The sequence below is a fragment of the Caldalkalibacillus salinus genome (assembly GCF_016745835.1).
GTDB lineage: Bacteria > Bacillota > Bacilli > Caldalkalibacillales > JCM-10596 > Caldalkalibacillus_A > Caldalkalibacillus_A salinus.
Genome location: NZ_JAERVL010000001.1, coordinates 1 through 24,481, shown reverse-complemented (window position 1 = coordinate 24,481; position 24,481 = coordinate 1). Strand labels below are relative to the sequence as shown.

The 24,481-nt window shown below is 40.7% G+C and carries 18 protein-coding genes; 9 read left to right on the top strand and 9 right to left on the bottom strand.

What is annotated here, in order from left to right; translation table 11 throughout:
• Nucleotides 1–84: 84 nt before the first annotated feature.
• The 3 genes from JKM87_RS00090 to JKM87_RS00080 are packed head-to-tail and all read right to left on the bottom strand — an operon-like array spanning nucleotide 85 to nucleotide 6,102.
• A complete protein-coding gene (locus JKM87_RS00090) occupies nucleotides 85–3,231 on the bottom strand; it encodes a DEAD/DEAH box helicase (RefSeq protein WP_202076532.1) in 3,147 nt (1,048 codons plus the stop codon).
• Between the two features lie 4 nt (nucleotides 3,232–3,235).
• Nucleotides 3,236–5,692, bottom strand: coding sequence for a DEAD/DEAH box helicase family protein (locus JKM87_RS00085; RefSeq protein ID WP_202076530.1), 2,457 nt, complete (start codon nucleotides 5,690–5,692; stop codon nucleotides 3,236–3,238).
• A gap of 35 nt (nucleotides 5,693–5,727) precedes the next feature.
• Nucleotides 5,728–6,102, bottom strand: coding sequence for an HIT family protein (locus JKM87_RS00080; RefSeq protein WP_202076528.1), 375 nt, complete (start codon nucleotides 6,100–6,102; stop codon nucleotides 5,728–5,730).
• A gap of 395 nt (nucleotides 6,103–6,497) precedes the next feature.
• Between JKM87_RS00080 and JKM87_RS00075 the strand changes: the two genes are divergently transcribed.
• Together JKM87_RS00075 and pelA are read left to right on the top strand one after the other, a co-directional pair.
• Nucleotides 6,498–7,373 (top strand): helix-turn-helix domain-containing protein, encoded by an 876-nt coding sequence (locus JKM87_RS00075; protein WP_202076526.1) that lies wholly within the window; start codon nucleotides 6,498–6,500, stop codon nucleotides 7,371–7,373.
• A gap of 81 nt (nucleotides 7,374–7,454) precedes the next feature.
• Nucleotides 7,455–9,740: a pectate lyase gene (pelA, locus tag JKM87_RS00070; protein WP_202076524.1), complete on the top strand. Its 2,286-nt coding sequence runs from the start codon at nucleotides 7,455–7,457 to the stop codon at nucleotides 9,738–9,740.
• A gap of 87 nt (nucleotides 9,741–9,827) precedes the next feature.
• On the opposite strand, the gene JKM87_RS00065 is transcribed toward pelA, so the two are convergent.
• From JKM87_RS00065 to JKM87_RS00050, 4 genes are all read right to left on the bottom strand, one after another.
• Complete coding sequence (locus tag JKM87_RS00065) at nucleotides 9,828–10,307, bottom strand: GyrI-like domain-containing protein (protein ID WP_202076514.1); 480 nt, start codon at nucleotides 10,305–10,307, stop codon at nucleotides 9,828–9,830.
• Between the two features lie 498 nt (nucleotides 10,308–10,805).
• Nucleotides 10,806–11,168: a hypothetical protein gene (locus tag JKM87_RS00060; RefSeq protein ID WP_202076511.1), complete on the bottom strand. Its 363-nt coding sequence runs from the start codon at nucleotides 11,166–11,168 to the stop codon at nucleotides 10,806–10,808.
• A 219-nt stretch (nucleotides 11,169–11,387) separates the two neighbouring features.
• Nucleotides 11,388–12,518: a radical SAM/CxCxxxxC motif protein YfkAB gene (gene yfkAB / locus JKM87_RS00055; protein ID WP_202076510.1), complete on the bottom strand. Its 1,131-nt coding sequence runs from the start codon at nucleotides 12,516–12,518 to the stop codon at nucleotides 11,388–11,390.
• A gap of 172 nt (nucleotides 12,519–12,690) precedes the next feature.
• Nucleotides 12,691–14,169, bottom strand: coding sequence for an aldehyde dehydrogenase family protein (locus JKM87_RS00050; protein WP_202076509.1), 1,479 nt, complete (start codon nucleotides 14,167–14,169; stop codon nucleotides 12,691–12,693).
• 230 nt (nucleotides 14,170–14,399) lie between these two features.
• Here JKM87_RS00050 and JKM87_RS00045 point away from each other — a divergent pair, with 230 nt between their 5' ends.
• Entirely contained in the window at nucleotides 14,400–15,758 is a 1,359-nt protein-coding gene (locus tag JKM87_RS00045) for an amidohydrolase family protein (protein WP_202076508.1), read from the top strand.
• 175 nt (nucleotides 15,759–15,933) lie between these two features.
• Here the strand turns inward: JKM87_RS00045 and JKM87_RS00040 are convergent, their stop codons facing one another.
• Together JKM87_RS00040 and JKM87_RS00035 are read right to left on the bottom strand one after the other, a co-directional pair.
• Nucleotides 15,934–16,932 carry a DUF3137 domain-containing protein gene (locus tag JKM87_RS00040; protein ID WP_202076507.1) on the bottom strand — a complete coding sequence of 333 codons (999 nt, stop codon included), beginning with the start codon at nucleotides 16,930–16,932 and terminating at the stop codon, nucleotides 15,934–15,936.
• Nucleotides 16,919–17,470, bottom strand: a complete 552-nt coding sequence (locus JKM87_RS00035) for a LemA family protein (RefSeq protein ID WP_202076505.1) — start codon at nucleotides 17,468–17,470, stop codon at nucleotides 16,919–16,921. The genes JKM87_RS00040 and JKM87_RS00035 overlap by 14 nt, the downstream gene beginning before the upstream one ends.
• Before the next feature lie 519 nt (nucleotides 17,471–17,989).
• Between JKM87_RS00035 and bioW the strand changes: the two genes are divergently transcribed.
• The 6 genes from bioW to JKM87_RS00005 all read left to right on the top strand — a co-directional run bounded on the left by bioW (nucleotide 17,990) and on the right by JKM87_RS00005 (nucleotide 24,239).
• On the top strand, nucleotides 17,990–18,781 hold the full coding sequence (bioW, locus tag JKM87_RS00030) for a 6-carboxyhexanoate--CoA ligase (RefSeq protein WP_202076504.1): 792 nt from the start codon (nucleotides 17,990–17,992) through the stop codon (nucleotides 18,779–18,781).
• Complete coding sequence (bioA, locus tag JKM87_RS00025; protein ID WP_202076499.1) at nucleotides 18,753–20,099, top strand: adenosylmethionine--8-amino-7-oxononanoate transaminase; 1,347 nt, start codon at nucleotides 18,753–18,755, stop codon at nucleotides 20,097–20,099. Before bioW ends, bioA begins: the two co-directional genes overlap by 29 nt.
• Nucleotides 20,089–21,261 carry an 8-amino-7-oxononanoate synthase gene (gene bioF / locus JKM87_RS00020; RefSeq protein WP_202076496.1) on the top strand — a complete coding sequence of 391 codons (1,173 nt, stop codon included), beginning with the start codon at nucleotides 20,089–20,091 and terminating at the stop codon, nucleotides 21,259–21,261. The genes bioA and bioF overlap by 11 nt, the downstream gene beginning before the upstream one ends.
• The gene (gene bioD, locus JKM87_RS00015; RefSeq protein WP_202076495.1) at nucleotides 21,258–21,959 is read left to right on the top strand and encodes a dethiobiotin synthase; all 702 of its coding nucleotides are present in this window, start codon (nucleotides 21,258–21,260) and stop codon (nucleotides 21,957–21,959) included. Before bioF ends, bioD begins: the two co-directional genes overlap by 4 nt.
• Nucleotides 21,956–22,975, top strand: a complete 1,020-nt coding sequence (gene bioB / locus JKM87_RS00010; protein ID WP_202076493.1) for a biotin synthase BioB — start codon at nucleotides 21,956–21,958, stop codon at nucleotides 22,973–22,975. The genes bioD and bioB overlap by 4 nt, the downstream gene beginning before the upstream one ends.
• Before the next feature lie 73 nt (nucleotides 22,976–23,048).
• Entirely contained in the window at nucleotides 23,049–24,239 is a 1,191-nt protein-coding gene (locus tag JKM87_RS00005) for a cytochrome P450 (RefSeq protein ID WP_202076491.1), read from the top strand.
• Nucleotides 24,240–24,481: the final 242 nt, after the last annotated feature.

Sequence of the window (24,481 nt, the reverse complement as noted above, 5' to 3'; positions counted from 1 at the left end):
TTCTTAACCTAACGATCAACCTAAATAAATGACATGTCACAAGCTACACTCTTAGTTTGGGTCATGCATCTATCTAGACTAGATCTATAATATATTCTTATTTGCTTTAGGAACAAGCGATGGTGGCATTGGATGTTTTAGTTTCCATTTAAAGCTCATCGGCTTATTTCCTGAATGATTGACATATTCAACGGTTCCTAAAAAAATGAACGGTGCAGTGTACCCGTTTTCTTTTCTATATTCTCTAACAAAAAGAGCAACTTGATGGTTTAGTTCCCGATGGTTAATATACCTTTGAGCTGTGGGTGTCTTCTCTGACACACCACTCTGGGTTTGCCAATGAAATAAACGTTCGTTAATAGCGTAGTCCTCGTAAAGTGTCGACGGTGAGAAGTCTTTTTCTGACTTATTTAAAGTAACGAAAAAAACATCCAGTTTTTTATCTGCAAAGTATTTAACACCTTCACGAAAAGATGGGGCCCTTTCGTCATTAAAATAACCTAACGCTGCCATAATCTGTGCTTTTGAATAAGAAGAGTGTACACCGAGTGGACAGGTAAAATTAAGGTCATGCTGTATCTCCATTTGGTCTAATGTCTGATAGTTATAGCTTAGTATGCTTTTTATTTCATACGTCATTTGTTGTGAACGCAGCACATGTTTAACACCTTCTTCTATTGAAGTAAACCCTTCTTTATATGGCACGTCTTTATAGAACGAATAGTAAAACATCGCTAGCATTTGTGTTTCTTCTTTCGTATGCATAGCCCCGTGCTGTATGTAGTTCAAAAGAAACGATAATAGTTTTCTTGAGTTAAGATGAAGCAAATGTGGTAGCCTTTTCGTTATTTTCTTCTCATCCGGGTGTATAAATTCCTCAAAGATACCCGCTTCAACTCCAAGTCTCACAAAAGATCGGTCTCCATTTTTGCCATAAAAGTCATACAAAGACATACGATAGTGTTCCAGGACGTTTTCTAAAGTCACGTCTAACCCTGTATCTTCTTTGAAGTATTTTAGTTTCTTTACTAGACCTGAGCGAGTATTCATACTAGTTTTGATGTTACTTAAGATGTTTTCCTTTGCTTGTTTCTCTAACTGAATAAAACTACCTTTAGGTACGTTAAAAAAGCCCTGCTCTACATAGTGGCGTACTGAATGCTTTGTTTTCCCTATTAAGGCTCTAAATTTCTCTTCGAAGTTATAGTTTTGGTGAGCTCGTCCCACAAAGTCTAAAACCGTGAGGCACTCCTTCCCTTCAGCAAGCCTTAGCCCTCGTCCGAGCTGTTGTAAAAACACCGTTAAGCTTTCTGTTGGACGCAGGAAAAGAACTGTATTAACCTCAGGTATATCAACCCCCTCGTTGTAGAGGTCGACGACAAATATCAACTTAATATCACCATTAATCAGTCTTTGCTTGGCACTAAGCCTCGTCTCTTTATCTGAGCCGCCATGTAAGTAAACTGCACGAATCCCTTTTTGATTAAAGAAATGGGCCATATATTCAGCATGTTTAATACTCACACAGAAACCAAGTCCTTTAACTTCATCAACGTCTGTAACGTACTTATACAAACTTTTAACGATTTGGTTACTTCTGACTTTATTATCTGTATAAACATGCTCTAGTTCATTTATGTCGTAGCCTTTATGACGCCATTTAAGTTTAGATAAATCTTCGGTATCCGTAACACAAAAATACTGAAAAGGGCTTAAAAGCTTTTTGTTAATCGCTTCTGGCAGCCTCATCTCAGAAGCTACGACATGATCAAAATATGAAAAGATGTCCCCCCCATCTCTCCTTTCTGGTGTGGCCGTTAACCCTAGTAATACCTTTGGATTATAATATTCTAGTAGTTTTTGGTAGGACTTAGCAGCGGCATGATGGAATTCGTCAACAATAATGTAGTCATAGTAGGTCGTTTCTGTATTTTCATAAAGGTTGGTACTATTCAGACTTTGTACACTGACAAAAAGATGGTCTAAACGTTCTGGAACATGTCCCCCTACTAATAAATCACCAAAGTTGTAATCATTTAATATTGCTCGAAAGGTATCTCGGCTTTGTTTTAAGATCTCTTCTCTATGCGCTACAAATAACAGGCGTGCCTGTTGTCCGTTCTTCTTTCTGAAGCGGCGGTAATCAAAGGCGGAAACGACCGTTTTCCCCACCCCTGTAGCTGCCACTAGTAAATTTTTATTTCTACCAAACACTTCCCTTTCAACCTGCAGTTTCTCAAGCATCTCTTGCTGATAATGATAGGGCTCGATATGAAAAGAGAAAGAGAAATCTGCTTCGTGCACCCCCTTTTTCTTTAAGGCGCGTTTCAACCTTTCATGATCCTGTTCCTGATCTGCTTGAAAGGTTTTAAATTCACTATCGTTCCAATAACTTTCAAAGGTGGCTTCAAACTTTTTGATAATGTCAAAGGAATCTTTTTCTGTGACCTTCATATTCCATTCCAGTCCCGATGTAAGAGCAGGGTTCGATAGATTAGAGGAACCGATATAGGCAGTGCTAAACCCTGTGTCACGCTTAAATAAATACGCTTTAGCATGTAAGCGTGTCCTTTCAACATCATATGATATCTTAATGTCTGTGTTTTTAAGCTGGCTCAATTCCATAATCGCTTTATAATCGGTTGCTTCCATGTACGAGGTGGTAATGACCCTTAACTGCCCACCGCTTTGCGTAAACTTCTCAAGCTCCTCCATAATCACCCTTAAACCACTCCATTTAATAAAGGAAACAAGAAAGTCAATGCGATCTGACGATAGAATTTCTTTTTTTAATTCACTCAGCATGTTAGGTTCAAAGTTAGATCCTGTGAACAATGAGCTTTGAGAAAGTGGCGTCACTGGTCTTATCGGTTTACTGTTCTTCATCTTGTCTATTGTATTTAATTTACTATAAACGGAGTGTAGCACTTCGCCTTTTTCCTCTATATGTAATGAATTAAACTCATCTTCATCGAGCTTTTCACTTAGTGTCTGAATGATATCATTGCATGTCTTGATTTGAGCCAGTAAGGCATCTGAAGGGTCTTTTTCTTGATCTCTGACATAATGCAACGCTCTTCTGGTCACATGTGATATATAGGCAGAAAGCACCTTTCTAGCGTCTTCTACATCTATCGATTCTTTTTCAATATCGTAGGTATCATCTAGGTGCTTGAGTTCTTCTCTGAGCTGCTTGTTAATAATTTCTTCATAAAGTCCTTTTTTGAGCATAATATCAGCTCCTATTACCTTTCCTCTCAAAATGGGCATGTAAACGATATTCACATATCTGCTGAGTCCAGTTATGTACCACTTCTAAATCTTCGTATTTTACGTCTATGTTAATTTTAAATAATCCATCTTCAAAGGTCACTAAACCTTTTGAGCTCCCACTCCATTTGGTCATGGGCATGTCTGTGATTAATTTACTTATTTTCTCTTTGTTGTACTCCCATAGTTTTCTGGAGGCTTTGTCAGAGAAATCTATTCTTTTTCTATATTCCTTTTCTGTAAGGTATTGATGAAAAAATGAAGAGACTTCATCAGGTGTCACAGGTTGTAACCAATCCTTTACACCTTTGTTGAGCATATATTGTAATACAATCATTTTGTAGCTTTTGGCCATTGATGTTCTTTCTACTTCCCTGAACCAATTTTGGTGTTGATGATATATTTCTTCCTCTTCCACGGTGAGATCTTTTAACCATGACAAAAAACCAATGTAACTTTTAAACTCTTGTCTAATCATGTGACTTTCGGCACTCGCTTGCAAATGAAATTCAAGATAAGACGGTCTTTGACCAAGTTCCTGCTTTAAGTCAAAGTAAGCTTCTCTTAAACTTTCTTTTCTAGGTTGTCTCTTTTTCTTTAACTCTTCTAGAAGGTTGATCACCTTCGTATCAAGGTTGAGTTTGCAGTTGTCTGGTATGACTGGCACTATGTTGGCTTTCCCCCGTTGTAATGTTCCCTCCATCCCCTCAGTGCTCAGTACTGACAGTTTAATGTCCGCATTTTTGTAGTTACCAATAAGATCTATAACGGTGCAATATTCCTTATCCTCTGCCAATCTTAAACCACGCCCGATTTGTTGAGTGAAAACGGTGAGAGACTCTGTTGGTCTAACGAATAAAAGCGTATCTACCGATGGAATATCAACGCCTTCATTAAATAAATCGACGGTAAAAATTGCTTCAATTTCTCCTGTTTCAAGCCATTGAATGGCTTTATTTCTACTTATATTAATCTCTTTTGAATGGAGGGCTAAACTATGAACACCTTGATCCTGAAAATATCTTGCTAAATAGTCCGCTTGTTTGACGGATGAACAAAAAGCGATCGTTCTTGATTGTTTATGTTTCTTCCAAGCATTATAAATATTATCGGCAACGTGATTTTGTACCTGTGCTTCCAGTAATTCTTTTTCATCATATTTTTTACCTAACCAGCTAATCTGAGAGTAATCTATCTCATCATAAACACCATGATATTCGAAAGGGCAAAGCCACCCATTTTGTATAGCATCTAAAAAATGTAACCTATATGCCACATTGCCATCACAAATGGCGTAAACGTCCTTGTTATCCATTCTGTCTGGCGTTGCTGTGATCCCCAGTAAGAAACGAGGATCGAAATAATCTATGACCTTTTGATATGTATGAGCGGCAGCATGGTGAAACTCATCAATGATAATCAGATCAAAATCAGTTGGGTCAAATTTCTCTAAGTGAGCTTTATTTGCCAAAGTGAATATGGAAGCAAATATACAATTAGCCTCTGTATTCTTTTCTTTGGCGTTATAGATTCCAAAATTATGACGAGGCATAATACGCTCAAATGAGGACTGCGCTTGATACAGTATCTCCTCACGATGAGCAATAAATAGAATTCTTTCATAATTTAAAGCAAAGAAACCTACTAAGTATGTTTTGCCTAACCCAGTCGCCATTACGACAAGTGCTTTGTCATATCCTTCTTCCAAGGTATTTTTTAATTCTTCTAATGCTTCTTTTTGGGCGGGTCTTGGCTTAATCTCTTGTGTCTCTTCACCATAAGCAACCTTCTTTTCCCTTACCTTTATCGTTTGTTCGGTCTCTTGATTATGAGACAACATTAAGCTTAATTCTTCCTGTTCTGTCCATTTCTGTGCTAAATCTCTATATGTTTGATGAAATAACGCATGCTCTTGTTTATATTGCTTTAATGTCTCCTTATTTAAAGGGAGTGTCTGCTCATGGTAAAACAACTTCATAAATTGATCGATCGCTTCTTCATAAGTTTGTTGTTGTGTGCTTGCTTCAACTGAAAGATTCCATTCATGTCCGTCTTTAAGTGCAGAGTGAGATAAGTTAGAGGAACCCACAACTAATAGACCGTTATTGGCATCTCTTTGAAAGATATACGATTTAGGATGGAAGGAAACCCCTCTACTCTGCCACATTCTCACTTCTAAATTATGATGGTTTAAATTTGTTAATACTTGTAATGCTTCCGGTTGTGTGACATATAGGTAGTCTCCACAAAGTATTTTAATCTCAGTCCCTTTTTGCATAGCTCGTATTAAATGAGGGCTCAATAACTCAACACCTGATTTCATGACGAAAGATACGAGCACATAAACCGAGGTAGATTGTTCGATATTTTCTTTTATCTCTTCAATAAGGTTGTTTGTGATTAGCTTTGTCGAATGATTCATAGTTCCACCCCCCTTATTGATATATTCGAACAAACTTAAGGATATTGGACTAGATTAGGGATCGCTTTGCGAATACCTCCTCTAGGATCTCCTATATCACCTTTATACCTTGGAATAAGGTGAACATGAAGATGCATGACTGTTTGACCTCCATACTCACCTATGTTAACACCGATGTTGTATCCATCAGGATCATACTCTTGATCAATTAATTCTTTGCCTTTGTGTAACAATTGATGGATCGCCTTGACTTCTTCTTCTGTAGCTTCAAAATATGTGGCAACATGTCGCTTGGGGATGATCAGCAAATGACCTTTCTGGACTGGATATAAATCATAAAAACCTATGGCAAGGTCATTTTCAATCACCTTTTGTTCAGCTTTTAAATTACAAAATGGACACTTTGACATATAATCACCTTACTCTTCCAAAAAGATTGTAGACCAACTATAAAAATAACTGGATGTTTAAATAGTCCTATTATGTATGTACGACTAGAACTTATTACGCCTCTTTAATAATAGCATTTAAAATATGTCCCAGCCTATGCCGATAACTTTACACACCGTCAAATAAATGAATCCGACTAAGATCTTCTTAGATTCAGTTTAACAGACACATAGGTCAGAGTGCTGTCAGCGAAAGAACGTTCGATCAAAAAAATATATACAGCTTGATGCATCCTATGAAACCACTCTTTTTCTTCTCGGTTTGTTTTATTTAAGAAGGGTTTTCCAACATCTTTACCGTAGTATTTCATTACTGCATTAAACAAACGAGTGTCATAAGTGAGGAGGTATGCTGGATGCTACAACAAGTGGATATTTCTCAAAGGAGCCGTTCCTTCTATATTCATTACAATACCCACGATGCTTCTAAAGTAGGTATGCAACGGTTTCACCTTCATGATGATTATGAAATGTATTATCTATTAGAAGGCAAGCGACTGTACCTCATCGATGGCAAGCAATATACGGTACATGCCAACCATATGGTGTTAATTAACAAGAACGTGGTACACAAAACCGTCACGAAGGATACGCCCAGACATAAGAGGATTGTGATCAATTTCCGTGAGTCACTATTGCAAGACGAGGATCAATCTCTCCTGTATCCATTGTTTGAGTCGGGACCGAACATTTTTTACATCCCCGCCAAGCGACGAGCGCTCATTACTCAAATCATGGAAAGGTTAAAAGAAGAGTATGTGGTGCATGACGCTTATGTCCAAGTTTACATTCGCTCGTTACTTGTACAACTCCTTGTTGAATGTCAGCGTATATTAGAGCAGCAAAACGGTCATCCAAGCACGGGTTCCTCCCCATTTAATGTATCCTTTCCCCATCGCTCGGCCATGATTGCTGAGATCATACAGTATATTAATGAATACTATAGTCAAAATCTCTCGCTCTCACATCTGTCCCAACACTTTCATCTCAATGAACAGTATATCAGTCGTTTGTTCAGACAGGTCACCGGTTGTAATATTGTGGCTTATATCAATACGGTGCGCATTCATCAGGCCCAGCGTTTGTTAATGGAAACGAACGCAAAAATGACGGACATCGCTAGACTAGTGGGGTTTAAAAACAATGTCCACTTCAGCCGTGTGTTTAGGAAATGTGAAGGGATGTCCCCTTCTACCTACCGCAAACAGAATACATTATCTCAAAAATTGTAAACGCTTTCCTCCAATGTGGCAACAAATGTAAAACGCCTCTTGATACAGTTAAATTGAAAACGATACAGGGAGGGGATTTGCATGGGATCAACAATAAAACGTCACACCTTAACCACGACCATCTTTGTCATGTTTGCTATTCTGTTCGCTGTCACTGTCAGTGCGGAGGATGGAATTTATCACGCAGATGAGGCATGGGGCGAGGGTTACATTTTAAACAATGACCATCAGGGCTTTATCGGTGACCACTACATTCAATTTACGCCGAATGTGCCCGGAGGCTTTGCAGAATGGGACGTGACCATTGAAAATGAGGGCATGTATACACTGGTCATTCGCTATGCACACGGAGGAGGTGCTAATCGCCCGGGAGACATTAGCGTGAATGGTGAGGTAGTCGAAGAGGACTTAGCATTCCTCCCCACAGGCGCATGGAACCAGTGGGACTCTGCCTCTACTGTCGCTCATCTAGATGAAGGGACCAACACTGTGAGATTTACTGGCGTGGGTCCTGAGGGAGGACCGAATCTGGATCATCTTCAAGTGATTGAAGGCATCGTGGAAGAAGATGATGGTGTAGCCGAGTATGATGTCACTGATATCTCCGACCGGTTACAGGAACCCCTGTTTCAGAAATGGCAAGAGGAAGGATTTATCTTAGAATCGGTTTCTTTTAACCCTCACGAACCGATTAAAAGAATTGAGTTTTTTGCCTTGATTAACCGTCTTTTCGACTTTACAAATGATGGGGCGTATCAGGGTGTCAGTGAAAAACCTTTTCTATCAGAGTGGAACATTCCTGAAGACGCATGGTACTCGTTTGTGATCCAAGCAGCCCACCAAGCGGGTTATCTCTCACAGCTTGACCGTGAACAGATCCAACCCGAGAAATCTGTGACGATGGAAGAAGCAGCGCTGATTTTAAAGGACGTTCTAGATTTGAACGCCATAGATGAAGCAAAAGATTATTTTAAAACAACCGATAGACCAAACAAGCCGTTAACGCACGAAGAAGCTTCTGACCTATCCGCTTTCTTACAGCAGGAAACGGACTCGGTGAGTATTGCCAGCGTAGATGCCCTTGGTCCACAGACGATTGCGGTGACGTTAAACAGTTATTTTGAAGATGTCTCTCCTCAAGATATCAGGGTGACGTTTGCCTCAGGACCATGGAACAGATTAAACCCCGGATTAAGAGATTTTACCATAAAGGAAGCCAGCATCGGTGTGAATAGACTAGGGCTGACGGTAATCGTATATGACATTGCTGAGATGTTGGATGACAATGCTCAGTACGGGGTAGAAGAGGAAAAAACAGAGATTGAATATGACCAAAGTACCGTCGATGCAGCAGAGAACCTTTTAACCTGGCAACTAGAGCATGGGGGTTGGACGAAGAACTTCCCTCATATCTATACACGACCATGGGATGGGGAAGAGCCTCGTTCAGAGTGGGTTCATAATGGCCAAGAATTAGGAACAATTGACAACGATGCTACGATTAATGAAATACGCACAGTGGCCGAAGCATACGTGATGACAGGCGACCCTCGTTTCAAAGAAAGTGTTGAAAAAGGATTTGAATTTATCGACAAGCTACAATACCCTACTGGTGGGTTTGCCCAAGTCTATCCGAGTCGTGGAGGTTACTCCGATTATGTCACGTTTAATGATGCGGCTATGACGAACGTTTTAGAGTTCTACGATGAAGTCATTCAACGAGAAGGAGCCTTTCAAAGTACTGACCTCATCAGTGATGCTTTCATTACCGAATTAGAAGAAGCGGTGGATTTAGCTTTAGATTACATTTTAACAGCCCAAATTGAAGTTGATGGTGTTTTGACGGGGTGGGGTCAACAGCATGATCCGGTCACTTATGAACCTAGACACGGGAGAAGTTATGAGCACCCGTCTATCAGTGCAGATGAGTCTATTCCGGTCATCCGCTGGCTTATGGCCAGACCAGACCAAACAGAAGACATTCAACGTGCTGTGGAGAGTGCCATTCAGTACTTCGATAGCGTCCGTATTGATGATACACGTTTCGATAACCGTGTTGAACCCTACTTCATACACCATCCAGGGTCAACCGTATGGTATCGCTTTTATGAAATTGGGACAAACAACCCTATCTTCTCTGGAAGAGACGGGGTGATCAAGTATGACATTAGTGAGATTGAAGAAGAAAGAAGAACCGGGTATGCTTGGGCGGGAACGTGGCCACATAGCATCATTGAAATTGCTAAAACGACAGGGTACTATGTGAACAATGTTTACGGTACCGTCCACAATGACCGTTCTACAGATGTACACGGACGACAACTCAATTTAGATAGTATGAAGAAGGTGACCAATCGGATTGATTAAAGACTAACGATAGGGAAGTATTTCTCCAAAAGCAAAATGATCTAAATAAATGATCCCTAGTAAGGACTATGCCCTACTAGGGATATTTTATTTGATCGCCACATACACGTCAATCTCATTAGTGGGTTTCTCCGGCTGGTATCTCTCGTCCCATATTTCAAAGTCATAGCCAGCAGGGACATGCCCTGTCTCTCGAAACCATTGTGTATATAGATAGTCATACGTTTTCTCGAGTTCCGACTCCATCCCTTTATGAGTGACCGTGACATACTTTCTTTCAGGAATATGGCGATGAACCATACCCGTTGGCACCCCTTGGACGTCCTCTACTTGATAACCTATGATTTGAGTAAAAGCATCAACCAACGGATTAAAGTCAGGCTTCATTGGGTATTCCTGCAATAGGATGACATGCTCACTTTTATTAGACCCGAATTCATCTGACCGAGACAACAGGTGACTATATGTTTCTTTTCCTAGGCCCTCTTCATCTATTTCTTTTAAATTGGCTTCAATTTTTAATCCAACAATATTAAAACTTGGCACTGTCAAGACATTGGCTTCCATCACTTACACTCCTTTTTCAATGAATTATTGTAAAATGTCTTCAAAACACTTTTTACCCAACGATACATCAATCCACTTCTTTTACTTGATCATGCATCTACACCTCCTTTCTTAAGCTCGTTCAATGACGTTTTAAATTGTGCTTACAAAAAAAGAGCGCCAACAACATTTATGTGAGCGCTCAAAACGTAGATGATATTTAATGGGTGTTCTTTAGAGATAGATGTCCAACGATATCCCCTTAAGATTCCCTTAGGAGACACATCTGTTAAAAGTATTTACCTATATTATACTCATCGCGATAGACTTTTGTATATATAAATAACGAGGTGCTCTAATCACTCTGTTGGCGTTGACACCCCATAGAGGCTTGAGGCTGATTCGGCATGTCAGCATGAACAAAATGTACACAGGGCCGTGAAAGCGCAAAAAGCAGACTCACATTAGCGACGAGTCTGCTTTTACATCCTGTTCTGTCCACTTCCCTACTGTTTATCCCTACTGCTTTTCTCCTTGCTCAACCACTTGAGCATGAGGTTCACTGGCTCCTGCGGTGTCAGTCTTAATATTAAACGAAAGGATGCCAGCGATAAGGAGGAATATGAAAGCAAGCGTGAAAAAGAGCCCGTTAGCATAGAATCCGTAAAGGGAAATGAGTATAAGGCCTGTTCCTGCTGTTTTCTTAAATTTCCACGCCAAAAATCCTAAGAAAATAGAGAGAACAGATAACCAAAAAACACTGGTCCCGCTGCTACTCATTGCCTCCTCTCCAAAGACTTCGCCACTCACCGAGACAAAGAAACCACTTATCAGACCTGCGATACCACCTAAAACGGCTAAAACAGCCACCCATATTTTCATGACGATCACCTCCTTCCTTAGATATCTATGAGTCACACCTCACACTTAGCCCATGAAAAACTTCCAATTTTTTAAAGTTAGTATGGATTAAAAAAAACAACACGAGAGAACAACATAAGGTGCTCTCTGTGCTGTCTTTTCTTCGAAAGGACGTTTGTTTCCATACTTTTACTTGACATACGACCTGCCGGACCAAAACGTATTGACCATATCTATATCTTAACGATCAAATGCAATCTGTGCTTGACGTTGTCTAAAATCAACATCTTTATAATAGGCCTCTTTGACCAATAGGTTAGGCCCTAGGCAGTTCACCTGTGAACAATGACAGTCAATAGAACGATTCAACTCACTCTCACGCCACGTGGTATACGCCTTTTGGAGTGGTGTGTCTTGGATGTTCCCTAGTGGAGGCGCGTCTGCAAAGTCCGTCACATTAATCGTACCGTCAAAGATATTCATATTCACTCTCGAACGTCCGTCAGGATCATTACGCACCGTTACATTTTCGGTTTGATTCAGTCGTTGGAGTAAGGCTAAATCTTCCTCGTTCTGATTACACGCATAGAAAGGTAACGTGCCAAATAACATCCATATATCCTCCCGCTTATGGTCTAGGAGGCGATGAATGCCTGAACGGATATCTGGGAGACTCGCCACCTCCAATGCACTAGCAAAATCACTTGGATACATAGGATGCACCTCATGCCGCTGACACCCCATCTCCACTATCTGATCATGGATGCGTTCTAAGTGGGGCAACGTTCGCTTATTGATCATCGTTTCCGCTGAGACGATAACCCCTTCAGCTGTAAGCGCTTGGCTGTTCTCAACCATTTGATAAAAGTATGCCTCTCTTTGTGCCCGCGTGGGTTGCGTATCCATCATGGCAAACCCTATCTCTACGAAATCCTCCACACTGCCATAATTATGAGATATATGTAGGACATCGAGGTAAGGTGTTATCATCTCATAGCGTTTTAACGGTAGGGTCAGGTTTGAGTTAATCTGTGTTCGTACCCCTCGTTCGTGAGCATAACGAAGCAGTGGAACCACATACGCTTTTACTGACTTCATGGACAGCATGGGTTCTCCGCCCGTGATACTTAACGTCTTCAGGTCCTCTACTTCATCCAGCCTTTTAAGGATCAGAGATAAAGGCAAAGGATCAGGGTCCTTCGATTGCAGGGTATAACCGACAGCACAATGCTCACAGCGCATATTACATAGGGTGGTCGTCGTTAATTCTACGTTCGTCAGGCGGTTTTCTCCATACATTTTTATGTCTTGATAGGCCTCCCAAGGGTCATGGGAAGGGGTAATCGGTTGAAATGTTGTCGTTTTCGTCATGATTCATACGCTCCTTCATTATATAGGATACATGGAGAAGCGCTGCTTGTCAGTAGGAATCACTTTATTAGTGAGTACGAATCACTTCATTTTGATCACATGTAAAAGAAAACTCCCTGCATGATATACAGGGAGTGATCATATGCGGGAGTGTGAAACATTGCGGTTGTTGTTATTCTGGGATATAAGGCAAGTCAGGATCATTAGGAATATTAATGACATGTGTATCCGTATAGGCCAGTAAGCCTTCATTGCCATACTCACGTCCCACACCAGACTGTTTCACCCCTCCGAATGGATAACGGACGTCTAAGCCTTGAACAGCAGCCGTGTTGATCATTGTCGTTCCAGCTTGTATATGTTTTGCCACTTCTATCGCGTGTGCTTCATCTCCCCAAACAGAGCTCGTTAATCCGTAAATACTGTCGTTAGCCAACTCGATGGCATGTTCATCATCCTTGAATGGCAGAATAGGAACGGTTGGACCGAATTGTTCTTCTACCACAATCGGGTCCCTATAGTCGGCCCCTAGGACGACGGTAGGCTGCATAAAGTAACCTTGTTCGAAGAGATCTTGGTCTAAAATCTCTCCTAATTTAATCACCTTGGCCCCTTTACTTTCCGCATCATCCACTAAGTTTTGGACGAATTCAATTTGTTTTTTGTTATTAACCGTTCCGACGGTCACACGTTCGTCAAAAGGATCGCCCACTTTAATCCATTTATTGGCCGCTTCAATATATTTCTCCACGAAGGATTCATAAATAGACTCATGCACGTAGACTCTTTTGGCAATCATGCAGATTTGCCCTGCCGTTAGAAAATTGGAGATGACGATCCGACGCATCGCTTTATCGTCATTCACATCAAAATCTTTTAAGATGATCGCTGCATCGTTCCCCCCTAATTCTAATGTCATTTGTTTAATCGTGTCTGCCGCAGCCTTCATAATATGCTTCGCTGTTTCTGTACCACCAGTGAACGCGATTTTTGCCACTTTCGGGTTGGAGGTCAGCTCTACGCCGACATCCTTTTCACCGTGCACGAGGTTTAGTACGCCTGGCGGATACTCGTCAGCGATGATTTCCACCACTTTACTTACCGCAAGCGGGGCCAACGGACTGGGCTTTATCACCATCGTATTACCTGCTAAAAGAGCTGGGGCAATCTTAATCGTCGATAGTGACAGTGGATAATTCCAAGGTGTGATAGCCGATACAACCCCAATAGCATCCCTGGAGATAATCGTTTTACCGTCTTCACGTTCCTCAACCTCGTTCTTAAGAACTTCTTTGGCGTGGTTACATGCATACTCCATCCACATGAGAGAAACCGCGACTTCTCCTTCTGAATCATAAAGGGGTTTTCCATGCTCACGTGACAGAAGTTTAGCGATGTTCGGTGTTTCATCCTTCAGCTTCTCGATGGCCCGTCTCATGCGTGCGATGCGGTCATCCATGTCCGACTCTCTCCAGGTCGTAAACACGTCGTGAGCAACATCAATGGCTTGAATCGTCTCCTCACGTGTATTGACTGGGGCATATCCTACAATTTCATCTGGGTGAGTAGGATTTTCCCGTGGAGATTGTTCTTGTGCTTTATGTTTCTCACCATTAATAATGGCATCAATGACAATCGGTTGTTCAGACATAAGGATACTCCCTTTCAATGTAGGTAGTTATGACTATTTTAGCCATTATATATCGTGAGCATTCAATGTCGAAAGTTTCATGCTGAGCTATGCTTGTGTACAACCTGACTTTAACGGCATGTAAATACTGCCAATCATATTCGTTGACACTCATTATCTGCTCCAATATGCTGACATTGTAAGGGTTTACAGAATCTTTACACAAGATGACTTGATGGGGAGGCGTGTACATGGAAAAGACATTAATTAAAAACGGACGCGTATTAGATTTAAAAAACGGCAACCACACCCTACAGAAAAGAGACATCCTGATTGAAGGGAAACACATACGGGACATGAAACCCCATATTCAAGACCAGGATGTCACCAACGTGATTGATGCAGAAGACAAAATCGTCATGCCCGGTTTTGTAGACACTCATCGACACGTATGGGAATCTATCCTGCGACATATCGGGACGGACTGGACGCTCGTCACTTATCTGGAGAGCCTCTACTATAACAACCTCGGTGCGCAGCTTACTCCTGAAGACAGTTATATCGCCAATCTGTGGGGCGCTTTAGAAGCCCTTGATGCCGGTGTGACCACTTTACTAGACTACTCGATGCTAGAGACACCTGAACATGCCGACGCCTGTATTAAAGGGCTCCAAGATGCTCATGTTCGTGGTGTTTTCGCCCACGGTCCTTCCGGTGACGGCAAGTACTGGTCTCGGGACAGTGAGCTCAGGCATCCTGAAGACAGTAGACGAGTCAAAGCGGCATACTTCCAATCCGATGATCAGCTCCTGACTATGGCGCTAGGGATTAGAGGACCTGAATTCAGTGCTTGGGAAACGGCCGTCGATGACATCCAGCTCGCTCGAGAGTTAGATTGTATCGCCGCTATGCATATCGGTTTTGGGACGTGGGGACCTCATGATCATTCTATCCAAAGATTATATGACGCCAACCTATTAGGACCCGACCTCAACCTTGTGCATGTCAATACGGTACAGGACCATGAATACAAGCTTATTGCTGAAACAGGTGCCTCCGTGTCTGTCACACCTGAAGTGGAAATGATGATGGGACACGGCTATCCTATAACAGGAAAAGTTCACAAGCATGACGGCTTAGTGACCCTAGGCGTGGACGTTGTCGTCTCCACGGCCGGAGACATGTTCTCGCAGATGAAGTTCGCCCTGCAAGCGGAACGCGCGATACAGAACCAACAGATCTTAGAGAGTGGCGAGATGCCTCAGGAGCTTCAAATCACGACTGATGACATGTTACAATTCGCCATCCCTAATGGGGCCAAAGCGCTGGGGTTAGATCATAAAATTGGCACACTTGAGGTTGGTAAGGAAGCGGATATCATTTTCGTTGATCCTGGTGCTTCTAATCTCTATCCTCTAAACGATCAACCTGTAGGGGCTATTGTGCAAAGCGCTCGCCCAGAAAATGTTGACTCCGTATTTGTAGCCGGGAAAGCCGTCAAGAGAAACGGCAAATTACTCGTAGATAACCTAGAAGAGATCAAAGAGAAAGTACGGGCTTCCAGTGAGGCTGTATTTGAAAGACAGGAGAGAAAAGTGGCTCAAGGTTAATTGCTGAGCATATAAAAGAGGGACGCTACATGCGTCCCCCCTTTCAATTATACCGTAGGGTTCATATTAAAAATAACTAAGTAAGTCTCCTTTGGTTTACGTTTTACAGCCATGTTAAGCTTCAAGGCGATGTCATCTTTATCCACTCCCCACCAAAAAAATGAGAGATACTCACCTACTTATTCCATATTCTCGTATTTAAATCAAACTCTTCAATCATGCCGAAGAAAAAAGTTAAATCGTCATAGATTGATCTTGTTTGCTGCTTATCCATAGGATTAAACAAGCTTGGCTCAAAATAATTTTTACCGGATGAAAGTGCGATACACATCCGTGAGTTTACAAAAGAAATCTCGATCTTCTGGTGGTGTTGCGCTTTGAACTGCAGAATACGTTCCATCATGCTAGAAGAAAGCAGATATCTTGCTTTCGTTTCATCCGTTGAACGGACATGGAAGGCTCTGTTGAACTCGGCAGACTCAAGATCCATTTTTTTAAGATCGCTAAATAGACTAAAGTGACCTAAAAAACTATTGTTAACAAAGTTGGCCGAGGTCAGCGTGGTGATCCCGTCAAAGTCTTTATGAAAATCGGCAACAAACAAGATGCCATCAAAGAGCTTAACACGTTTTCGGGTCGTATGGCCTTTGGCATTGGTAGACTTTCGTATTTCGACGAGGGTGATTTCTGAGAACTGGAAATCCGTAAGCCCTAAGACACCTTGAAACAAATCCTCGCCTTTGATCTCATCAATCCTTGCAGGGAATAGCTTGCTATTATAGATATGTGTATCGCTAACCCTTCTATTGTGGTCATAATGGCACTTATACTCATACTCTTCTGTTTCATTCTCTAACTGAGATAAATCTAGTATCTGCTTAGACAACGTAGCGACGACCTTTTCTTTGAATTCAAGACGGAACGCTTGATAGCGGTTATATAGCTTGAACGCAATAAAAACGAGATATATAACAAAGGCGCCCCCCACAACGACGATAGCGTCTGGTAAAAATGCGATCAGTAACAAGGAGAACAGGATCACACCAAGAGTGACCAATCCATGCTTTTTTATTTGCCCGATCAAATCCTGTCTATGACTCTCTAATTCATCTAAATGCGGCGTAACGGCGCTGTGAACTTCTTCAAAGTCTGGAAACATATTATCTATTCCCAAGTAATGCTTTCATATTAATATCTGCCTTTTTATGCTCATCGATCTCTAATAAAGGCTTTTTGGAAAAACCCATCATCTGTGCAAATAGGTTTGTCGGGATGGTCTCAATCATAGTGTTGAATGTCGTCGTGTTCGCATTGTACGTCCGCCTACTAGCTGAGATTTTCTCCTCTAGGTCGTTCATGGTTTTCTGTAGTTGGATATAGTTGTCACTCGCTTTGAGGTCCGGATAGTTTTCGACCTGCACCGTTAACCCTCCTACGAGCTTTTCAATTTCGTTATACGTTCTAACCTTCTCGTCGTCTGATTGATGTATACTGTTACGAAGCTCCGTGATTTTGGTCAGCGTTTCCTTTTCATGCGTGGCGTAACTCACTACAGTCTCAGCCATATTGGTCAAAACATCAAAACGTTGATTCAAATAGATATCGATGGCACGCAGAGACTCTCTTACTTTGTTTCTTACCTTGATCAGATTGTTATAAGAGAAAATGAGATAAAGAACGATGAGACCTACAATAATTGATGCAATCAGCATGTTACATTCTTCCTTTCACTATGATTTTTATCATTATATCATGGCGATTTTTGTAGAGATATGTAGAATCAATTTGCGTATAGGACCTCCACTCTACAGCCACCACCCCGCGCCCTTTTTTACTATTTTTAAAAGGTTCTCCCTAGGTTTACGTTTTACAGCCTTGTTAAGTTTCAAAAGAAAAAGTAAGCTTCCCTCACCTATAATGACATTCACTTACACCAAAAAGAACCTTGAGGCTCGAGAATCAAGGTTCAAATCCAAAACTATTTATATTGTCATGGTCTTGTTTATATTTTTTACTTAAGACGTTGTGTTTGCTCCCAATCACCAGTCATATTTATTGAATTATTTTTGTTAACCCAATTGACATTTCAGGTTAACAATTTTACTATTTATATTGTTAACCTATTAACATATTGGGTTTACAAATCTCGTAATTATCGACTCTCTTATCTTGTGCATTCCATTATCTGAACGAAGTTTGACTATCATAACTAAGCTTAGGAGACGACAGGCATGGATCAAAGTAGATTGTATAATGTCAGAATGCGAGCCTCAGAAAGTGCATCGCATGAAAATGGAGGAAAGCATATTTCTGGTGGTGAATTACTCTCATCTTATCGTGATTTAAGGATGTCAGTGAATACTTTACTGGATAAAGCGCTCAATCACTCAAGAGGAAAGCCAGATTTTCTTCAGATTCAATGTGAAATTATCAATCAACCTATTAAACGACTGAGTCCACTCACTGTCCAAACAAATGATGTAACGACAGTTGAAGAAGGACAAGATCTGGCTAGATATCTACTTGAGAAAGCGGGTGTCCCTAAAGACATGATTGCAAAAGCCTATAAACAAATACCTGAATATTCTGTAAGAGGAGCTATCCTCATTGATATTCATACGGGGGAGCGCGTAGACGGGAGAATAGATAAAGGGGTTCGTGTCTCTAAAATGGATTGGCAGAGGGATAATTTTGAAAAATGGGCTAAATCAAAAGCAGTCTCTACTAACCCGAGGTTAAAGGAAGCGCTCGTCCTTGCTACTAAGGTGTGTAATCATAAATCAACCATTGCAGAATTATGTTGGTCAGATGACCCAGATTACACGACCGGCTATGTCGCTAGTAAAAACATAGGCTATCAACGTATAACGCAACTTAAACATCATGGGGATGAGAAAGGCTGCCGTATCTTTTTCGTTGATTCGCTATCTGATTTTAATATTTATATATCCTATTTAGAAGAACAACCAATTCTAATCCAATGGGAGGAAGAGCATGACACAAGAGTTGATGGAAAAAAGTAAGAAGTATTTATGGTTACCCTTTACACAAATGAAGGATTATGATGAAAATCCTTTAATCATTGAAAGCGGCGAAGGTATCAAAGTAAAAGACATTGATGGTCAAACGTATTATGATGGATTTTCGTCTGTATGGCTTAATGTCCACGGGCACAGGAAGAAGGAATTAGATGATGCGATCAAATCACAACTTGATAAAATCGCCCACTCCACATTATTGGGGATGACAAATATCCCAGCTACTGAGCTTGCCGAAAAACTGGTAGAAATCACGCCAGAAAACTTAACTAGGGTCTTCTATTCTGATAGTGGTGCGGAAGCGATGGAAATTGCATTAAAAATGGCATTTCAATATTGGAAGAATATCGGAAAGCCAGAAAAACAAAAGTTTATCTCGATGCAAAATGGCTATCACGGAGATACGATCGGAGCAGTCAGTGTCGGTTCAATCGAGCTTTTCCATCATGTCTATGGTCCCCTTATGTTTGAAAGCTATCAATCTCCTATACCCTATGTTTATCGATCAGAAAGTGAAGATCCAGAAACTTGTAAAAATGATTGTCTTAAAAAGCTGGAACAGTTATTAATTGAACAACACGAAACGATTGCGGCACTTTCAATTGAATCCATGGTCCAAGGTGCTGCAGGCATGATCGTTATGCCAGAAGGCTTTTTGTTAGGCGTTCGAGAGCTATGTACAAAATATGATGTACTCATGATTGTCGATGAAGTCGCAACTGGATTTGGACGTACAGGTAAGATGTTTGCTTGTGAGTATGAAGGCGTACAACCCGATTTAATGGCTGCTGGAAAAGGCATTACAGGCGGGTATTTACCCATAGCGGCAACTTTTACGACAGAGGACATTTATCAAGCTTTTTATGATGATTACAGAACACTAAAGACATTCTTCCACGGCCACTCCTATACTGGCAATCAACTAGGTTGTGCAGTTGCTATAGAAAATTTACGTTTGTTTGAGCAAGATCAAATAGTTGAACAGGTAAGTGAAAAAGCGGAACATCTACATACATTATTAGAAGAATTAAAGGATATGCCACACGTAGGAGATGTTAGACAGTTAGGCTTTATGTGCGGGATTGAGCTCGTCAAATCGAAGGAAACAAAGGAAAGCTTCTCATTACAAGCAAGGATGGGCTATAAGGTTTCGTTAAAAATGAGAGAGCTTGGAATGCTGACGAGACCCATGGGAGATGTCATTGTCTTTATGCCTCCACTTGTAAGTACAATGGAAGATCTTAAAGCGATGGTTGACATAATGAAACAAGCAATTCATGAGGTTACGCGCAGTGCGTTTTAATCAATGGTTAACCCAAAGGATTGAAAAGACGAAAGAAGCTGGCTTGTATCGTGAATTAAGGACATTGAGCACGGCACCCCAGCCGCAAAGGATAGTGAACGGCAAAGAGCAGGTTGTTTTCTCATCAAATAACTATTTAGGATTAGCCCATAATCCCATTCTAATAGAAAAGGCATTAAAGACGTTACAGGAATTTGGACTTGGAAGCAGTGGATCTAGGTTAACGACTGGAAATACAGAATGGCATGAGAAGCTAGAGCAAAGGATTGCTAGATTTAAAAAGACGGAGGCTGCACTTTTGTTCTCAAGCGGGTATTTAGCTAATATCGGTGTTCTTTCAACATTGCCAGAAAAAGGGGATGTACTGTTAAGCGACCAGCTTAATCATGCGAGCATCATTGATGGTTGTAAGCTATCAAAAGCTGAAACTGTCATTTACCAGCATGCTGATATGAATCGTTTAGAGCAAAAATTAAAAGAAACACAAACTTACACTCGTAGATTTATAGTCACAGATGGTGTTTTTAGTATGGACGGAACGATCGTACCATTAGACCAAATAATGAAACTGGCTAAACGATATGATGCTTATGTCATTGTCGATGATGCCCATGCTACAGGTGTTTTAGGGAAAGACGGAAGAGGAACGAGCGAGTTTTTTGGCGTTTCTCCAGATGTAGTCATTGGAACTTTAAGTAAAGCGGTAGGCGTTGAAGGTGGTTTTGTAACGGGTTCAAAAATGTTGATTGATTTTTTGTTAAATCATGCCCGAACTTTTATTTTCCAAACCGCTATCCCACCGCTAAGCTGTGCAGCCGCCTACGCTGCACTAGATACGATAGAGAATGACCAAGATAAAAGAGAGCGTTTACTTAGAAACATAAAAATAATAAAAAACAGGCTAGAAGCAATGGGATTCATCGTATATGGACAGCATACACCTATTATCCCTGTGATTATGGGTGAAGCAGAAACATCGGTTCGTTTTTCAGAAAAACTTCAGGAAAAGGGTATTTATGCACCTGCGATCCGCCCTCCAACTGTTCCTAATGGAGAAAGTCGTATTCGTCTCACTGTGACTGCTGCTCATCATGATTCACAGGTTGAGCATTTACTTACGTCTTTTAAAGATATTGGAAGGGAGTTGGAGATTATATCATGAAGGGATTATTTGTTACTGGAACAGACACAGATGTAGGGAAAACAATGATAACAAGTGGCATTGCCGCTGTCCTTAAGGAAAAACAAGTTGATATCGGGGTATATAAACCACTCTTAAGCGGGATTTCGCGTGAACATCCCGAAAGTGATACGCGTTTACTTAAAGAAGGTTCTCACACCCCTCTATCCTATGAAGACATTACACCATTTGAATTTAAAGAGCCTCTTGCCCCTTATGTTGCTGGGAAGCTGGAAGGAAAAACTATTAGTCTTAAGGATGTATTACATCACTGGAATCAGATCAAAGAGAAGCATCAATATTTTCTTGTGGAAGGTGCAGGTGGCATTTCGGTTCCACTAGGCCCAGATTTTTTAGTCAGTGACTTAATAACTGCTTTAGAACTACCAACCATTATTGTGACAAGGGCAAACTTAGGTACAATCAATCATACATTTCTCACTGTAAAATATGCCCAAAGCGTAGGCATCAAGATCGTGGGCATTATTATTAATGGCAAATACAGTGATCTTGATTTAGCAGAACAAACCAATCCCGACGTGATTGAAGCGCAATGTGGCGTTCCGATTTTAGGAATCACCCCGAGGCTTGAGGAACGAAATAAAGTAACAATCAAACAAATGATAAAAGACCATATTGATGTACCCAACATAATTAAAAAATTGGAGGAAACGACATGAATCACGAAAAGAATCAGTGGATGGACCTAGCAAATAAGGTGTTAGATGGTGGTAGTATTACAAATGATGAAGCGCTTTCGATTTTGGAATGTCCGGATGACGATATTCTATTACTGATGCATGCGTCATTTCAAATTAGAAAGAGGTACTTCGGCAAAAAAGTAAAGCTAAATATGATCATGAACGCAAAATCAGGTCTTTGCCCTGAGAACTGCGGTTACTGTTCTCAATCCTCTATTTCAAGTGCCCCCATTGATACATATCAAATGGTAGAAAAAGAGGCTCTATTAAAGGGCGCGAAACGGGCCTATGATTTAAATATTGGTACATATTGTATTGTGGCAAGTGGACGTGGCCCTTCAAATAAAGAGATTGACCATGTAGTGGACGCTGTGAAAGAAATAAAAGAAACATATGGTATGAAGATCTGTGCCTGTCTAGGATTATTAAAGCCGGAGCAAGCATCACGACTAAAAGAAGCTGGCGTTGACCGATATAACCATAACATTAATACATCTGAAAAAAATCATGCAAATATAACGACTACACATACCTATGACGATCGAGTAAACACAGTAGAGATGGCCAAAAACTCTGGCATGTCTCCTTGCTCAGGTGTCATCGTTGGGATGAAAGAATCCAAGCAAGATGTCGTTGATATGGCAAATAGCTTAAAGGCGTTAGACGCAGATTCGATTCCTGTTAATTTTCTACACGCAATCGATGGGACGCCATTAGAGGGTGTAAAGGAATTAAACCCACTGTATTGTTTAAAGGTATTAGCACTTTTCCGTTTTATTAACCCGACAAAGGAAATTCGTATTTCCGGTGGTAGAGAAGTAAACCTACGTTCATTACAGCCTTTTGGCCTTTATGCAGCAAACTCTATCTTTGTTGGGGACTACTTAACTACTGCGGGCCAAGAAGACTCGGAAGACCATAGGATGCTTTTAGACTTAGGATTTGAGGTTGAGAGTGTAGAAGAAATGAAAGCGAATATCGCTGCCGGAAAATAACTAAGCAAACAGATGCGGAAGAACAGCACAGCTTTTCTTTTACTATACACCAAGCAAGTGCAGGAGGTAGAATATGATTAGTCAACATATGAACCGATCAACGCTTGATATCGTGCAAAACCCGTACCCCTTTTATGAAGAAATTCGTTCCATTCATCCGGTGTATAAAGGCAACTTATTAAAATATCCTGGCTGGTACGTCACTGGTTATGAAGAAGCGGTAGCCATTCTTAAAGATGATCGTTTTCAAACGCGAATCCCGCTTCCCGAGACAACGAAAAAATATGAAGCTTTAAAGGACATACAACAGCATATGATGCTTTTTAAAAATCCACCAGATCATGCCCGATTACGAATGCTTGTCAGCCATCATTTTACGCCTCATAGAATCGAAAAATACCGTCCTTTTATAGAAAAAATAGCAAAAGATCTATTGAATGAGACTAAGAACAACAAGAAAATAGAGGTCATTTCTGATTTTGCGTATCCCTTGGCAAGTCTTGTGATTGCGAAAATCATGGGGATACCAGATGATCATACAAATATTTTTCGGGAATGGGCACTAAATTTAATCCAATCGATCGATCTAACACGGTCAAGACGATCAATTGTTGATGGAAACAAAACAACACTAAAGATGCTATCCTTTTTTAAGGATCTGATTCATACAAGGCGGCAATCACCAGAGAATGACCTCGTTAGCGAATTAATCCAACAGGAAAAAGATTGGAAACTAACGGAAGAAGAACTATTAGCGACTTCTGTATTACTTGTGATTGCTGGACATGAAACCACCGTTAATTTAATGAGCAATTCTCTTTATTGTTTTCTAACAAACCCTAAGGCATACCATAAGTTGATTGAAAATCCTTATCTTATTGAGTCATCAATAGAGGAATGCTTACGATATGAAAGTCCTACGCAAATGGTTGCCAGGGTAGCATCGTCGGACGTTGAGCTTAACAAGATTCAGATTAAAAAAGGAGATCATGTATACGTCCTTATTGGAGCAGCTAATCGAGATCCAAAACAATTCTCGAACGCAGATGTTTTTGATATTACACGACATCCTAACCCTCACCTTGCATTTGGATCGGGCATTCATTTCTGTTTGGGTTCTACTTTAGCTAGGTTAGAAGCTCAAATCGCGATACAGACAATTTTACAAAACGTAGAAAATATTTATCTGGTAACAAAAGAGGTAAAATGGAGAAAACTTGTAGGCTTTAGAGCTATGAAAGAGATGCAGGTACATCTCGATTGATACCTCATTTCCTTAGCTGTTTGAATCGTGTTCAGGTATTTAAAGCAGAAACGATTTTGGAGAGCTTCAGGAAGAAGAATGGTTTAAAATGCACTTCCTCAAGAGTCCCCATTTCCAACCGTATTATTATTTATTGAAATGGATTATACCAAACAAAATAAAGTTACGTATAACAAAAAAGAGGCATGACTACATTGTAGGTACCGTCAAGAATTTTGTGTAAGCCCGTAGGGCTATCCTTC